We start from the raw sequence: 14,300 nt of genomic DNA, 5'->3' as shown, positions 1-14,300 counted from the left end.
ATTCAAACGATCGCCCAGAGAACGCTGGTCCACAGGATGAGCAGCGCAGCGAGCGCCCAGAACAGGCGCGACGCGGCGCTGACGCAGAGAACCGGGTTGGCTACGGTGGCACTGGGCGACGAGCGCCGACGTGCAGGCGATGGCATGGGCAAGGTTGGGGGCTACCGTGGAAGTCGCGTCCGCGCGTCACGAACGCACTGTGTTCGCTCGGCTGAGGCGTCGAAGCCGTGGGACGGTGATCACTGTCATGATCGGGGCGATGTTTCGATAAGTCATGACCGTTTCGCCGGGGCACGATCAGCGTTGGCACGAGCGGCGAATGTTGCCTCGTTCGCCGTGCAATTGCAACAGCGGCAATGGCGTCGCGCCAAGCGCCGAGCAGCGGCTGCTGGCGCCGCCCTTCGACATTTGGCCGCGGCCTGGTCGACGCCCCGGAAGCTCGTTTGCAGCCAACGCTACGAGGTTCGGGCCGCGGGCCTTGAGGATTCGGCAGGCCCGGCATAGATCTCGCGAGCCATTCCCCGCCCACGCCGCGCGTCCCTTGCCGCCAAAGCTTCTCAAGTCATCGCCAGGATCACGCGTGACAGCATGCCGCCGGCGACATTGCGCGCCTTGAAGCCATTTTGCAGAAGAACTCGCGTCGCGTAGTAAGCGCGCTGGCCGGAGCGGCAGATGACCAGGATCTCGCGGTCGCGCGGGAGTTCGCCAAGACGCGCCCGCAGTTGCCCCATCGGGATGTTGTGCGCCCCGGGAACGTTCTCGACGGCGAGTTCGGCGGCCTCGCGGACGTCGAGCAGGAAGGCATCCTCGGCGGCATCCCAGTGGCTCAGCGGCATGTCGCCGCGGAGGATGTCGGCGGCGACCATGCCGGCGAAGTTCACCGGGTCCTTGGCGCTGCCGAACTGCGGCGCGTAGCACAGCTCGGCTTCCTCGAGGTCATAGATCGTTGCGCCCATCTGCAGCGCCATCGCGAGCGCGCTGATCCGCTTGTCCACGCCATCCTCGCCGACCGCCTGCGCGCCGAGGAAACGTCCGTCGGATTTCCGGAAGAGGACTTTCATCGCGATCGGCCGCGCACCCGGGTAGTAGCCGGCGTGCGAATTCGGGTACAGGTAGATCTTCTCGTAATCACTGTCGCCGAGCCGCTTGAGCGACTTCTCGCTGGCGCCGACCCAGGCCGCCGCCGCGCCGAAGAGACCGATGATCGACGTGCCCTGCGTGCCGCGGAAGCGCGAGTCGCGTCCGGCAATCACGTCGGCGGCGATGCGACCCTGCCGGTTTGCCGGCCCGGCGAGCGCGATGAGGCTCCACTCGCCGGTGACGAAATCGCGAACTTCGACGGCGTCGCCGACGGCGAAGATATCCGGCTTGCTGGTACGCATCTGTTCGTCGACGCGGATCCCGCCGCGTTCGCCAATTTCGAGGCCGGCGCCCTTGGCCAACGCCGTGTCCGGACGCACGCCAAGCGCCAGAATAACGATGTCGGCGGGATGCGTCCTGCCCGCTTGGGTGAGCACCTCGAGCGAACCGTTGGCGGCCTGCTGGAAGCCGGCGACACCGTCGTTGAGCGCCAGGCGGATACCGTGATGCTCGACGAAACCCTCGACGATGCGCGCCATTTCCTGATCGAGCGGCGCCAGGACCTGATCGAGCATCTCGATCAGGGTGACGTCGAAGCCGCGATGGACCAGATTCTCGGCCGTTTCGAGTCCGATGAAGCCGCCGCCGATGACCACCGCGCGCGTCTTCGGTCTGACCGTCTGGAAGCCCGAATACTTGTCCATGCCGGTAAGGAATAGCGAGCCGCGTTCGATCCACTCGCGGATCGCCCGCGCATCGGGAACGGTGCGCACCTGGAAGATCCCCGGCAGATCGATTCCGGGCAGCGGCGGGCGCACCGACGGCGCGCCGGGCGATAGCACCAGCTTGTCGTAGGACTCGACTGTCACTTCGCCGCTCGCCACGTCTCGCAATTCGACGGTCTTCTGGTCGGGCGAAATGCTGATCGCCTCGCAACCAGTGCGCGCGTCGACGGCAAAATGTGCGCGGAAAGTGTTCGCGTCCGCGACCATCAGACTGGCTTCCTTCTCGATTACGCCGCCGACGTGGTAGGGCAGCCCGCAGTTGGCGTAGGAAACGTAGGGCCCGCGCTCGACCATGATGATTTCCGCATTCTCGTCCAAGCGCCGCAGCCGGGCTGCACACGATGCACCGCCAGCGACGCCGCCAACGATGACGACTTTCGTCCTGCTACTCTTGTCTTTAGCTTCCACCTTGATCTCCTTGGGATTCATTCATCTTCTTCAGGCGGCGGCACATCTGGCGTGCCGTTGCCAGCATTATCGCCAGGCCCACAACCGCCCCGATCAGCACCATGACCACCACCGCCGGGTCATTGAGGCTCTCGACGGCGACCACCAATGCCGCCGACGTGTTTCGTTCGCCGCTGGCAAGCGCCAGGACATTTCGCGTGCGCGGATTCTCGCCACCCAGGACGTAGCCCAGCAGCGCCACGGCCAGTACGAACAGTCCGTAGGTGCCGATCGCAAAACTGCCGATCGTATCGACCAGGGCGCCGATGTTCAGCCCCACCAACAGCACCAGCAGCACCATGAAGGCGACGCTCGACAGCTTGCGCAGGAAAGGCAGGAGACGTCCGCTGGCCCTCGCCCACCAACCACCGAGCACGAAGCCGAGCGCCAGGGGCAACAGCATCATGAGCAGCAGCGGCCTGGCAATACTCCAGGGGTCAGCCGACAGTCCCGGGACGACCCAGGGCAACACCACCGGAATGAAGGCGATGCTCCCGATCATCAGCAGGACCATGATCGCCACCGAATACGCGAGGTCTCCGCCGGCGACTTCAGCCAGCTTCGGGATGAACGGTGCGCCGGCGGCACCGCCGAGCAGCAGCAAGCCGATCGCGTGCGCGGGCTGCAGCGGGACGATGCGCGCCAACAGCAGGGCCAGCAGCGGCGCGGCGATGAAATTCACGACCAGCGCGACGACCACCGTGCGCGGATCCTGCAGCGGCGCGACGACATCAGGCAGTCGCTGGCTCATGCCCATCACCAGCATGCTGCTGACAACATAAGTGACGACGGCCAGTTCGCCGACTTTCTCGAGAGTTTCGATCATCGCCAGTCTTCCATTCGCGGTGCCCTCGCCGCTTGCGCGCGCTCGCCAGAGTTCCGAAACAGTTCTCGTCTGGTTCACCGCGATGCGGCTTGCATGTGCCTGGGCGGCCAACGGCACTTGCCATCGGCAGCAGCCAAGCGCGAGCAAACTCCGTCATTCTACATGCTATTGGCACAGAACGATGGCGGCGGTGAGCAACGCCAGCGCTGAAGCATGACTGCGCCAGCCCAGTACTGGCAAGGCGTTGCGGTGGGCAGGCAAAAAAGGTTTCGCACAAGGGAGCTAGACAGCCGGGGGGACTTCTGGCAGGATAGGTGGAGGGTCATTGGTCCACGTTTCAGCCGGAGGTATCGTGGTGGTTGCAACGAGCGAAGGGGAGTGGGTGCACTGCGGTCGCGTATTCAGCGCCGCGGAGATCGCCGAGGTGTGCGGGACGGTGGCGTGGCTGCCGGGATTGGCGCGCAAGGAGTTGGCGGCGACGGTCTGCGAGCACCTGGGGTGGACCACTCTGACAGGGACGGCGAAGATCAGCGCCTGCCTGGAGTTTCTGGAGCGTTTGCAGGCGGCCGGGCTGCTGACACTGCCGGCGATAAGGCCGTCGTCAGCACGCCGTTGCGCGCCGCCCGCGGCACCCGTAGATACGGTCACCGGGGAGCTTCCCGTGCACTGCGCCCTGTCGGCACTCGCACCGGTCTGCCTGGAAGTCGTTCGCGACGCGGCGTTGGTGGCGCAGTGGGATGCGCTGGTGGCGCGCTGGCACCCACTGGGTTTCCAGGGGGCCTTCGGCTACCGCCTGCGCTACTTCATCACGGCGGGCGACCGGCGGCTCGGCAGCGTCCTGCTGGCCGGCGCTGCCCGCGCGGTCGCCGTGCGCGACCGCTGGATCGGCTGGACGGCCCAGGCCCGCCGCGAGAACCTGGCGCGGGTGGTGAACAACAGCCGCTTCCTGATCTTTCCCCACGTCCGGGTGCCGCATCTGGCCAGTCATGTGCTCGGACAACTCGCGCGCCGCGCACGCGCGGACTGGCTCGATCACTGGGGCTTCGAGCCCCTGTTGCTGGAGACTTTCGTCGATCCTCGTCACTATACCGGCACCTGTTACCGCGCGGCCGGTTGGCAGTTGCTCGGGGCAACCAGCGGGCGCGGGCTGGCCCGCCCCGGCCAGTCGTATCGCAGCACGCCCCGCCAGGTGTGGCTCAAACCGCTGAGCGCCGATTGTCGCGACCGGCTGTGTGCCGCCCCTGGGAGCTCCCGGCCATGAGCAAACCCTGCCGTCGCCCGACACGCGCTGCCCTCAAGGAGCTGCGCTCAGAGAAGAAACGGCAGGAAAAGGCACTGAACGCGAAACGGCGCGCGAGTGGACAAGTCCTCCACTCCCCCACTTCTCTGCCCAACCGATGCTCAGCCTTCGCGACCGTCGGCGAGGAAAGGGAGGCCCGCGAGGACGCCGTGAGCAAAAAGACGCGTCTCCTGCGCAAAGAGCTACCCGCCTTGCTCGAGCAACTGGAACAAATTCCCGACCCGAGAGACCCCAGGAAGCGCCGCCACAAGCTGACCGCGCTGCTGCTTTACGGTCTGCTGATGTTCGTCTTTCAGTTCTCCTCTCGGCGCGAGACCAACCGCGAAATATCCCGTCCCCAGTTCATGGCCAACCTCCACCTGCTGTTCCCGGAGATCGAGACCCTGCCACACGCCGACACCCTGTTTCGGCTGCTGCGCGACATCGACCTTGACCACCTTGAGCAGGCCCACGTCGATCTGGTGAAGCGGCTGATCCGCGGCAAGAGCTTCCGCCGCTATCTGATCAACCACTGCTACCCCATCGCCATCGACGGCTCGCAGAAGGTCGCCGGCGACACCCTCTGGGCGGAGGAACTCCTCCAGCGCACCGTCGGCAAGGAGGAAACCCGCCACACCCAGTACTTCGTCTACGTCCTCGAGGCCAGCCTGGCTTTCCACAACGGCCTGGTCGTCCCACTGCTCAGCGAGTTCCTCGAACACGCGCTGGGCGATACCGAAGCGCAAAAGCAGGACTGCGAGCTGCGCGGCTTTGTGCGCTTGAGCGACCGGCTCAAGACGCTGTTCCCCCGCCTGCCGATCCTGCTCCTGCTCGACGGCCTTTACGCCAACGGGCCGGTGATGCAGCGCTGCTTGCGCGCCCACTGGCAGTTCATGATCGTGCTTAAGGACAAGGATTTGTCCACGGTCTGGCAGGAGTTCCGCGCACTCCACGCCCTGAAGCCACAAGCCGTGCAGCGCGCTTGGGGAAGGCGCCGACAACACTTCAGCTGGGTCAACGACATCGACTACGCCTTCGCGGCCAACGGGCGTCAGCGTCTCAAGCTGAACCTGGTGGTCTGTGAGGAAAGCTGGGAAAAGATCGATGAACAGGCCAGGACCGTCACCGAAACATCGCGCCACGCCTGGCTCTCCAGCCAACCGCTCAGACAAGACAATGTCCATGAGCGCTGCAACCTCGGTGCCCGCCACCGTTGGGGCATCGAAGCGGGCTTCCTCGTCGAAAAACATCAGGGCTACCACTACGAGCATGCCTTTGCCCTCGACTGGAATGCCATGAAAGGCTATCACCTCCTCATGCGCCTGGCGCATGTGTTCAATACCCTGGCACGTTTCACCCGGCAGTTACGCAACCTCTATCAAGAACTCGGTGTGCGCGGCGCCATCGCCTTCATCCGTAATTCCTGTGCTGCGCCCTGGCTTGACCCAGCACGCCTGCGTCTGCTTCTCGCCGAACCGTTCCTGCTGCAACTCGAATAACCTTGCCCAGGCCTGCCCAACACATCTTCCCAAGCGCGGCGCACCCCGCGCCGGGAAAGGCTCGCCTGGCGATCGTAACGGAGCTCCCTCGACCTCTCCTGTCCCACTGACTGAACACCAAACCCCCGCGCCGCAAGCGCTCCCTTGCCGCTAGCCAACCCCCATCTGGCCGCCTCGGCGGCGAAAGTGGGCGTAACCGGCAAGTGCTGTCGATTCGGGGAGGTCATGCGTCAGGGCTGGAGCAACGCCGCCAGCTTGCAGCCGTCGCGGCAGGGGCTGCGGCGATGGTGCGCCTGCTGGGAAAAGATGTGCTGCCGCTCGGGAAGAACAGCGCTGGCCAGCCACCGGCAAACCCATGCGCAACGGCTTGCGGTAACATGCGGCTTCACCCTCGCCCAGATTTCAGGTTCCGACAGCATGCAAGCGCTACTCATCAGAACGACTGTCACCGTCCTGGCCGCCCTCCTGCTCGCTGGCTGCGCCGCCAGCGCGCGCCAGTTGATGCCGACACCGACCCTGTACCAGCTTCCGGACGGCCAGCCGGTATTCGATCTCGCCAAGGACGTCCAGCAGAGCCCCGACCTGGACCTGCTGTTCATCACCGACCGAGCCCCGCTGACCGCTGCCGAGCTTGCCGGGCAAGGCAAAGACCAGGCTCCCCTGCCCTACGGCGAGGAACGCGCCCGCGGCATCGCCTACGGCTCGGCTCTGGTTCGGATGGTGCCGGAGCTGGACTGGCAGACCCTGCGCGAGCAGAGCCAGCTCGCCGAGCGTACGCGTGCGGTCAATCTCGAGCTCGGCGAGGTGCGCGAGCTGGATTCCTTTCCCCGCGAGCCCTACCAGATCACCAAGGGCCCGGACGGCAAGATCCTGCGCGACCGCAGCGAACTCGCGCGCCACTTCGAGGCCAAGGCCGGGCTGCAGCAAGAGGTCCAGCGCCGTTTCGCTGTCGCGCCCAAGCACGAGATCCTGCTCTATGTGCACGGCTTCAACGAGACCTTCGCCACCGCCGCCTATACCGCCGCCGAGCTGTGCCACTTCCTCGGCCGCGAGCAGGTCTGCGCCTTCTTCACCTGGCCGGCCTCGTCCAGCGGCAACTTCCTGACTTCCTACACCACCACCACCGAGTCCGCCGAGTACTCCGTCGCACACCTCAAGAAGACCATCCGCGCGCTGGCAACAACGCCCGGGCTGAAGGGTCTGCAGATTCTTGCGCATAGCCGCGGCACGGCCTTGACCCTGGCAGCCGTTCGCGAGTTGGCGAACGAGGCCATCGCCGCCGGCAAAGAACCGGCGGATCTGTACAAGATCGACAACCTGGTCCTGCTTTCGCCGGACATCGACGTGGACATTGCCGGACAGGAGGTCACCAGCTATCTCTCGGACCCGGAGCTGCTCACGGCATGGCCCGAGGGGCGGCTGCCGCGTGTCCTCAATGGCCGCCTGACGATCTATGCGTCGCCCGAGGACCGGGCGCTGCGTGTCTCCCAGATTCTCTTCCGCAGCCGTCACAGAGTCGGCCAACTGCGCCCCGAGGACATCCCCGAGCCTATCCAACGCGTCTTCGAGTTCGCCGGACGCTTCGACCTGATCTCGTACGAGGGAAAGCGCACCGACCTGTTTGGGCATTCCTACTTCACCACCAACCCGGAGGTCAGCTCCGATCTCGTCGAGTTGATCCGCTTCCGGAAACAGTTGGGAGAACCAGGACGGGAGCTGATCAAGACGGGACGGGTGACCTGGATGTTCCCGGTCGACGGGCAGAATCGACGATAGGCAACACGTGACTGTTCTACCAGCCGGGGGTTCACAACGATGAAGGGGGCATTGGGCGCGATCCGCCTGGGTCGCCTGCTCCTGCGCCTCGTCGCCTCGCTGGCTCTGGCGATCGCCATACTCTGGGCGAGCGCGGCGCTGTGGGTCGATGGTCCCGAATCGCGCGTGCTTGCCGGCGCACTTGCCGGCGGCCTGGTCCTGATCGCCGCCTTGATGGCGCTGGTGGTCCGCCCCTGGTGGCGAGCCATGGTCGCCGTTTTGGCGCCCTTCGCCATCGCTCTCGCCTGGTGGTTGAGTCTCGCACCGAGCAACCAGCGTCATTGGCGGCCGGATGTCGCACGGCTACCGACGGCGACCATCGACGGCTCGCTGCTGACGATCAACAACGTCCGCAACTTCACGTATCGCAGCGATCAGGATTTCAGCGAGCGCTGGGAGACACGCAACTATGACCTCGACACCCTGGTCGGCGTCGATCTGTTGATCTCGTTCTGGGGGCCGACGCTCTACGGTCACACGATCACCAGCTGGGAGTTCGCCGACGGCCGCCATCTCGCCGTATCCATCGAAACGCGCAAAGAGAAAGGCGAGGAGTACTCGGCGCTGCGAGGCTTCTTCCGTCAGTACGAGCTCTACTATGTCGTCGCCGACGAGCGCGATGTCGTCGGGCTGCGGACGAACCAGCTTGGCGAGGCGGTGCAGCTCTACCGCATCCGTGCTGCGGCAGACAAGGGCCGCGCCCTGCTGCTCGACTATGTAAAGGAAATCAACGCCATCGCCGAGCAGCCGCGCTGGTACAACGCCCTGACCCATAATTGCACGACGACCATCTGGCAGCACACCAGGGCCGTCGGCTCGGGCCCAACGTTCGACTGGCGCCTGCTCGCCAACGGCTACCTCGTCGACCTGGCCTTCGAGCGCGATTCGGTCAACACCAGCATCGGACTCGACGAACTGAAGCGCCGCAGCAACATCACCGCCCGCGCCCGTTCTGCCGGCAACCTCGAAGGCTTCTCCAAAGCCATTCGCGACGGCCTACCACAGCGGCCGCCAGGCTGACCCGATGAGAACAGTCGGCAGTCGGCGACGAGGCCAACGCTTGGCGGCCGTTATCCTCAATTCGCATCCTGGGCATCATCGCCCGCTCGACCGAGCTCTAACTTTGGAACCTGCATGTTGATCGCGGCTGCCTTCACCCTCCTGGTCTTTGCCTACAGCCTCGTGTCGCGCCAGCTGGAGCGTACGCTCATTACCGCACCGATTCTGTTTACTGCCGCGGGGGCGCTGATGCTGCTCTTCCCCGATGCGTCCAGCGAACTGTTCCTCGACCGCAAGGGCCTCCTGCTGATCGCCGAAGTGGGGCTGGTGATGACCTTGTTCACCGACGCTTCGCACATCGGCCGGCGCTCCCTGCAGGACAACCACAAGTTGCCGGTGCGTCTGCTCAGCGTCGGCATGCTGCTGACGATTTTCCTGGGAGCGGCGGCGGCGATGCTGTGCTTCGCCGGGCTGTCGTGGTGGGAGGCTGGAATCCTCGCCGCGATCCTCGCACCGACCGACGCCGGCCTCGGACAGGTCATCGTCAACAGCCCGCGCGTGCCGGCGCGCATACGACAGGCGCTGAACGTCGAGGCCGGCCTCAACGACGGGCTGGCAGTACCGTTCCTGATGCTCTTCATTGCCCTCGCGGCAGCGATCGACGACGGTGTTGGTGCGCGTGGCGTGCTGGCGCGTTTTCTCCTTGAACAGATTGGCTACGGAAGCGTAATCGGGCTGGCGATCGGGCTGGGCGGCGGTCTGCTAATGGGGCTGGCGCAGCGTCGGCAGTGGATGTCGGCCGAACTTGGCCAGCTCGCCGTGGTGGCGATGCCCTTGCTGTGCATACTGGCCGCAGAGGAGTCCGGCGCGAGCATGTTCATCGCCGCCTTCGTCGCCGGCCTGGCGGCGCAGGTCGGCTTCCCAAAGGTCGGACGGCACAGCGTCGAGTTCACCGAAGGCTGGGGACAGCTGTTCAACTTCTTCGTCTTCTTCCTGTTCGGGCTGCTCTGCGCGGGCAACTGGCATGCGTTTACTCCGGCGATCCTGCTCTACGCGGTTCTCAGCCTGACAGTCGTGCGCATGCTGCCCGTCGCGCTGGCCGTTGCCGGCATCGGACTCAGTCGGGCGACGGTTCTCTTCATCGGCTGGTTCGGCCCGCGTGGCCTGGCATCGATCGTCCTCGGGCTGGTCTATCTGGAGCAGCAAACGAAGCTCCCGGGCGAGGAGACGATTCGTCTGGCGGTGATGGCGACGGTGCTGCTCAGCGTCGTCGCGCATGGACTGAGCGCCAAGCCCGGCATAGCGCGCTACGCCCGGAGTTGCGAAGCACTGCCAGCGGACGCCCCGGAGAACGCCGCCGTCGACGGGCCTGCCGCCAAATAGATGACACCCCCCTAGAGTCGTGCCGGACAAGGCGCAAACGGCGCGGCACGGCTACTTCTTCTGGCTCTACGACAACGCAAATTGTCTCCGCTCGAGTTCGCCAAGTGCGCACACGCAGGCACGTAAGGAAGCGTATCCCGATCGAGATCCAGCCGCCGCGCGGTCTCCCGTCGTCGTCTGATGGCGGCTACCGGGTATAATCGACACAGCTTCCGGCGACCCCTCGTGCCGCCCAGACCCCCTCTCCAGGAAACGACATGAACAAACCAGCCCGACTCAAGCAAAACCTCGTCACCCTTCTTCTCGCTGCTTCACTCGGAGCACTGAGCGCGTGCTCGTCCGTGGAGGAGAAACCCGAGTCGCGCAATCTCGACTCGGCGCAGGTCAAGCAGGAGCGCGAGCAGGTGCTGACCATGGCCAAGAAAGCGCTCGACAAACTCTACGCCAAGGAGCCCGCTGCTCGTGCGGTGGTTGAAGGCGCCGCCGGTTATGGCGTCTTCGACATCACCACGGTCAATGCGCTGGTCGTTGTCGGCGCACGCGGCCCCGGCGTGATTTTCAACAACGCGACGGGCAAGCCAACGTACATGCAGGCGATTCGCGCCGGCACCGGCCCGGGCCTGGGCTACCAGACGCTCTACCAGATCTTCGTCTTCAAGTCGAAGGCAGCACTCGATCAGTTCAAGGTCGGTGGCAAGGCGGGCGGCGATGTCGGCGCATCGGCGACCGCTGGCTCAACCGGCAAGACGATATCCTTCAATCCCTACATCGACGTCTACCAGCTGACCGAGAAGGGCTTCGCTCTGCAGGCCAACTGGGGCGCCGCCGCCTATTACGTCGATCCGGACCTGAACTGACGCGGGCCGCGCGAGGCTTGACGCCTCCTGCCCGGCGGATCAGGAGAAAAGGGGAAACAATGACGCCTCCCTTTTCAGACATTGACCTCAGCCTGCGCGACGGGCGAGCCGTACACATCCGCGAGATCAGCAGCACAGACGAGGACGAACTCCTGCAAGGATTCGCGCGCCTTGACCCGGAAGCCCTCTACATGCGCTTCATGCGGGTGGTCCGCGAGCCCAATGTCGACCGCTTGCGCAAGCTTCTCGCTTCGTTTCCCGAGAGCGGCATCGGCCTCGCCGCCACCGTCCCGGCTGCCGACGGCATCGACATCGTTGGCTTCACCTACCTGATGCTCGCTAACGACCGGGCGAACTGCGAGTTCGCGATCACCGTTGCGGCCGACTACGGAGGGACCGGCCTTGGCCACGCCCTGATGAGCGCACTGATCGCTGCGGCGAGGGCGCGCGGACTGGTTGAGATGGAAGGTTTCGTGCTGCGGGTCAACGCACCGATGCTGCGACTCGCCTCCCGCCTCGGCTTCACCGTCGCGCCCGACCCTGACGATCCATCGGTCGCCATCTGCCGCCTGCAACTCGACAGCCCGTCAACCACCTTGCCCTTTTCCCGACCAGCACCAAGCGCGGGCTGAGCTCCGCCCGTCGAAGAATCCTGAAGCGCGCGCTTCGCTGCCGGCAGTAGCTGAGCGCTACCTTGCAGCCGTGCTCACAGCCCGAGCAGCTGGCAGGTATGCCTCGCGATCATCAGTTCCTCGTTGGTCGGCACGACCCACGCCGAAACTTTGCTGCCGGCGCTGCTGATGCGCGGACCGCCCTGCTCGTTGGCCGCCGCGTCGAGGTCGATGCCCAGCCATTTCGCCTGCTCGCAGACCAGACGGCGAATGTGGGCGCTGTTTTCGCCGATGCCGGCGGTGAACACGAAGGCGTCGATGCCGCCGAGCACCGCCGCCAGCCCGCCGAGTTCGCGGCTGATGCGATAGACGAAATGATCGATCGCCAGCCGCGCGCGCGGCGAGTCGCTCTCCTGCAGGACACGCATGTCGTTACCGATTCCCGACACGCCGAGCAGGCCGGAGCGCTTGTAAAGCATGTTCTCGATGTCCTTGGCGCTCATGCCTTCCTGTTGCAGCAGGTAGAGGATGATGCCGGGGTCCAGGTTGCCTGGCCGCGTACCCATCATCAGTCCATCGAGCGCGGTGAAGCCCATCGAACTGCCAACGCTGCGGCCCTTGTGCATCGCGCACATGCTGGCACCGCTGCCGAGGTGCGCGACGACGACCCGCCCGTCTGCAATCTCGGGTGCGACCTCCGGCAGCGTCGCGGCGATGTACTCGTACGACAGGCCATGGAAGCCGTAGCGCCGGATACCGCGTTCGAAGTACTCGTAGGGCAGGCCATAGAGCTGCGCCACCTTTTCCTGGCTGCGGTGGAAAGCGGTATCGAAGCACGCGACCTGCGGCAGTTCGGGCTGCGCCTCGGCCACCGCGCGGATGGCGGCGAGGTTGTGCGGCTGGTGCAGCGGCGCCAGCGGCACAAAGGTATCAAGCGTATCCATCGCCGGCGGCGTGAGCAGCAGCGGCGCCGAGTAATCGGCGCCACCATGCACGACGCGATGGCCGACGCCCGCCAGATCCTGTCCCGCGAAACGCGAACGCAGCAGCATCGCGATCTGCTGCAAGGCCTGCGCGTGATTGGCGACTTCGCTCGTCGTCCACGATTCATCGGCAATGACCCTACCGTCTGCGCCCTTCGCCCTGAGTCGTGGCGCCGTTCCCAGGCCTTCGACCTGGCCGACGGCCATGGCGCGCAGAGCAGTCGCAGCGCCGACGTCGAAAACCGAGAACTTCAGACTCGATGAGCCGGCATTGAGGACCAGAATTGCCTTGCCCATTTTAGCCTCCCGCCCTGGTCACGTCGTGCGCCAGCGCGGCGCTGGCCATCAGGCAGGCCACCGCACACGAGGCCAGCTTGGCGCGCCGGTTGTCGGCACGGCTGGTGAGGATTATCGGCACGCGCGCACCAAGCACGATACCCGCGCCATCGGCCTGGCTCATGAAGGTCAGTTGCTTGGCGAGAATGTTGCCGGCAGCGAGGTCGGGAACGACCAGAATGTCGGGATCGCCGGCGACGACCGAATCGATTTTCTTGATGCGCGCGGCTTCCTTGCTGATCGCGTTATCGAGCGCCAGCGGGCCATCGAGAATGGCGCCGGTGATCTGGCCGCGGTCGGCCATCTTGCACAGCGAAGCGGCGTCGGTGGTACACACCATCCGCGAGTTGATGCCTTCGACGGCGCAGATGATCGCCACCTTCGGCCGCACGACGCCAAGCACGTGCGCCAGATCGATCGCGTTCTGGCAAATGTCGCGTTTGCAATCGAGGTCCGGCGCGATGTTGATCGCCGCATCGGTCACGATCAGCGGCTTGTGGTAAGTCGGCACGTCCATCATGAAGGCATGGGTGATGCGCCGCTCGGTACGTAAGCCCGTCTGTCGATTGACGACCTCGGCCATCAGCTCGTCGGTGTGCAGACTCCCTTTCATCAGCGCCGCAGCTTCTCCCAGACGTACCAGCTCGACGGCGCGAAAGGCGGCGGCGTGGCTGTGCGGCACGTCCTCGACACGTACCCCGGTGAGGTCGAAGCCATACTGCTCGGCGAGCGCCAGCAGCCGCTCCAGGGGGCCGACCAGAATCGGTTCGATCAGACTTTCGCGGGCGGCTTCGAGAGCAGCGCCCAGCGACGATTCGTCACAGGGATGCACCACCGCCACGGCCACCGGCGGCAGCTTCGCGCAGCGTTCGACAAAACTGTCAAAGCGGTCGTGGCTCTGGATCGACACCTGCGCCGCATCCGGACGGTCCATGATGATTCGGGTATCCGGAGCGATGACCCTGGCGACACCGCTGACGATCTTCTCGCCGCGGCCGTTGACGCCGAGGCAGTCGAAGCTGACCCGGCGCGTTTCCGGGAACTTCTCGCGCGCGGTGATGCTGATCGTCACCTCGTCGCCGATCGCCAGCGGCGCGTGGAACTCCAGATCCTGGCCGACATACAGCGTTCCCGGACCCGGCAGTTCGTTGCCGAGCAATCCGGAGATCTGCGCGCCCAGCCACATGCCATGCGCGCTCAACTCGTTGACGCCGAGTTGCTTCACCAGTTCGAGGTCGAGGTGGGTGGGATTGACGTCGCCTGAAACGGTCGCGAAGAGCTGCACGTCGCGCACGCTCAGCGTGCGGCGAACGCTCGCCGTATCGCCAATGCTGATCTCGTCGAAACAACGGTTCTCAAGGGTGTCTGTGGTCATCATGTACTCGTCGTGGATAATGATT

General features: G+C 65.2%; 12 protein-coding genes. 7 read left to right on the top strand and 5 right to left on the bottom strand.

The genetic code is table 11. From position 1 onward, the window contains the following. Positions 1-2: 2 nt before the first annotated feature. The 3 genes from QZ656_RS09205 to QZ656_RS09195 all read right to left on the bottom strand — a co-directional run bounded on the left by QZ656_RS09205 (position 3) and on the right by QZ656_RS09195 (position 3,138). Positions 3-146 (bottom strand): hypothetical protein, encoded by a 144-nt coding sequence (locus QZ656_RS09205; protein ID WP_291993098.1) that lies wholly within the window; start codon positions 144-146, stop codon positions 3-5. Between the two features lie 411 nt (positions 147-557). Next, entirely contained in the window at positions 558-2,273 is a 1,716-nt protein-coding gene (locus QZ656_RS09200; RefSeq protein ID WP_291993097.1) for an FAD-dependent oxidoreductase, read from the bottom strand. Then, positions 2,263-3,138: a bile acid:sodium symporter gene (locus QZ656_RS09195; protein ID WP_291993096.1), complete on the bottom strand. Its 876-nt coding sequence runs from the start codon at positions 3,136-3,138 to the stop codon at positions 2,263-2,265. Before QZ656_RS09195 ends, QZ656_RS09200 begins: the two co-directional genes overlap by 11 nt. Positions 3,139-3,490: 352 nt before the next feature. Here QZ656_RS09195 and QZ656_RS09190 point away from each other — a divergent pair, with 352 nt between their 5' ends. The 7 genes from QZ656_RS09190 (at position 3,491) to QZ656_RS09160 (ending at position 11,602) form a co-directional block, all read left to right on the top strand. After that, positions 3,491-4,399, top strand: coding sequence for a DUF4338 domain-containing protein (locus QZ656_RS09190; protein ID WP_291991618.1), 909 nt, complete (start codon positions 3,491-3,493; stop codon positions 4,397-4,399). Then, positions 4,396-5,916, top strand: a complete 1,521-nt coding sequence (locus tag QZ656_RS09185; RefSeq protein WP_291991619.1) for a transposase family protein — start codon at positions 4,396-4,398, stop codon at positions 5,914-5,916. The genes QZ656_RS09190 and QZ656_RS09185 overlap by 4 nt, the downstream gene beginning before the upstream one ends. A 186-nt stretch (positions 5,917-6,102) precedes the next feature. After that, positions 6,103-7,692, top strand: coding sequence for an alpha/beta hydrolase (locus tag QZ656_RS09180; protein ID WP_291993095.1), 1,590 nt, complete (start codon positions 6,103-6,105; stop codon positions 7,690-7,692). Positions 7,693-7,731: 39 nt separating this feature from the next. Then, the gene (locus tag QZ656_RS09175) at positions 7,732-8,751 is read left to right on the top strand and encodes a DUF4105 domain-containing protein (RefSeq protein WP_291993094.1); all 1,020 of its coding nucleotides are present in this window, start codon (positions 7,732-7,734) and stop codon (positions 8,749-8,751) included. Positions 8,752-8,865: 114 nt separating this feature from the next. Continuing rightward, positions 8,866-10,113, top strand: a complete 1,248-nt coding sequence (locus QZ656_RS09170; protein ID WP_291993093.1) for a cation:proton antiporter — start codon at positions 8,866-8,868, stop codon at positions 10,111-10,113. Between the two features lie 257 nt (positions 10,114-10,370). After that, a complete protein-coding gene (locus QZ656_RS09165) occupies positions 10,371-10,970 on the top strand; it encodes a hypothetical protein (protein WP_291993092.1) in 600 nt (199 codons plus the stop codon). 59 nt (positions 10,971-11,029) lie between these two features. Continuing rightward, a complete protein-coding gene (locus QZ656_RS09160) occupies positions 11,030-11,602 on the top strand; it encodes a GNAT family N-acetyltransferase (protein WP_291993091.1) in 573 nt (190 codons plus the stop codon). Between the two features lie 74 nt (positions 11,603-11,676). On the opposite strand, the gene QZ656_RS09155 is transcribed toward QZ656_RS09160, so the two are convergent. Together QZ656_RS09155 and QZ656_RS09150 are read right to left on the bottom strand one after the other, a co-directional pair. Further along, positions 11,677-12,861, bottom strand: a complete 1,185-nt coding sequence (locus QZ656_RS09155) for an acetate/propionate family kinase (protein WP_291993090.1) — start codon at positions 12,859-12,861, stop codon at positions 11,677-11,679. Between the two features lies 1 nt (position 12,862). Continuing rightward, positions 12,863-14,275 carry a bifunctional enoyl-CoA hydratase/phosphate acetyltransferase gene (locus tag QZ656_RS09150; RefSeq protein ID WP_291993089.1) on the bottom strand — a complete coding sequence of 471 codons (1,413 nt, stop codon included), beginning with the start codon at positions 14,273-14,275 and terminating at the stop codon, positions 12,863-12,865. Between the last annotated feature and the right edge of the window lie 25 nt (positions 14,276-14,300).

Origin of the sequence: Candidatus Accumulibacter sp. ACC003 (assembly GCF_907163085.1) — a bacterium.
In the GTDB taxonomy this organism is placed as follows: Bacteria; Pseudomonadota; Gammaproteobacteria; order Burkholderiales; family Rhodocyclaceae; genus Accumulibacter.
The sequence above is the reverse complement of the archived record's forward strand: the minus strand, read 5'-3'. Positions and strand labels throughout refer to the sequence as shown.

Excerpts from the sequence above, each read along its gene's own strand:
- QZ656_RS09205 (WP_291993098.1), bottom strand. The coding sequence starts at position 146 with ATGCCATCGCCTGCACGTCGGCGCTCGTCGCCCAGTGCCACCGTAGCC.
- QZ656_RS09195 (WP_291993096.1), bottom strand. The coding sequence starts at position 3,138 with ATGATCGAAACTCTCGAGAAAGTCGGCGAACTGGCCGTCGTCACTTAT.
- QZ656_RS09185 (WP_291991619.1), top strand. The coding sequence starts at position 4,396 with ATGAGCAAACCCTGCCGTCGCCCGACACGCGCTGCCCTCAAGGAGCTG.
- QZ656_RS09175 (WP_291993094.1), top strand. The coding sequence starts at position 7,732 with ATGAAGGGGGCATTGGGCGCGATCCGCCTGGGTCGCCTGCTCCTGCGC.
- QZ656_RS09170 (WP_291993093.1), top strand. The coding sequence starts at position 8,866 with ATGTTGATCGCGGCTGCCTTCACCCTCCTGGTCTTTGCCTACAGCCTC.
- QZ656_RS09165 (WP_291993092.1), top strand. The coding sequence starts at position 10,371 with ATGAACAAACCAGCCCGACTCAAGCAAAACCTCGTCACCCTTCTTCTC.
- QZ656_RS09160 (WP_291993091.1), top strand. The coding sequence starts at position 11,030 with ATGACGCCTCCCTTTTCAGACATTGACCTCAGCCTGCGCGACGGGCGA.
- QZ656_RS09155 (WP_291993090.1), bottom strand. The coding sequence starts at position 12,861 with ATGGGCAAGGCAATTCTGGTCCTCAATGCCGGCTCATCGAGTCTGAAG.
- QZ656_RS09150 (WP_291993089.1), bottom strand. The coding sequence starts at position 14,275 with ATGACCACAGACACCCTTGAGAACCGTTGTTTCGACGAGATCAGCATT.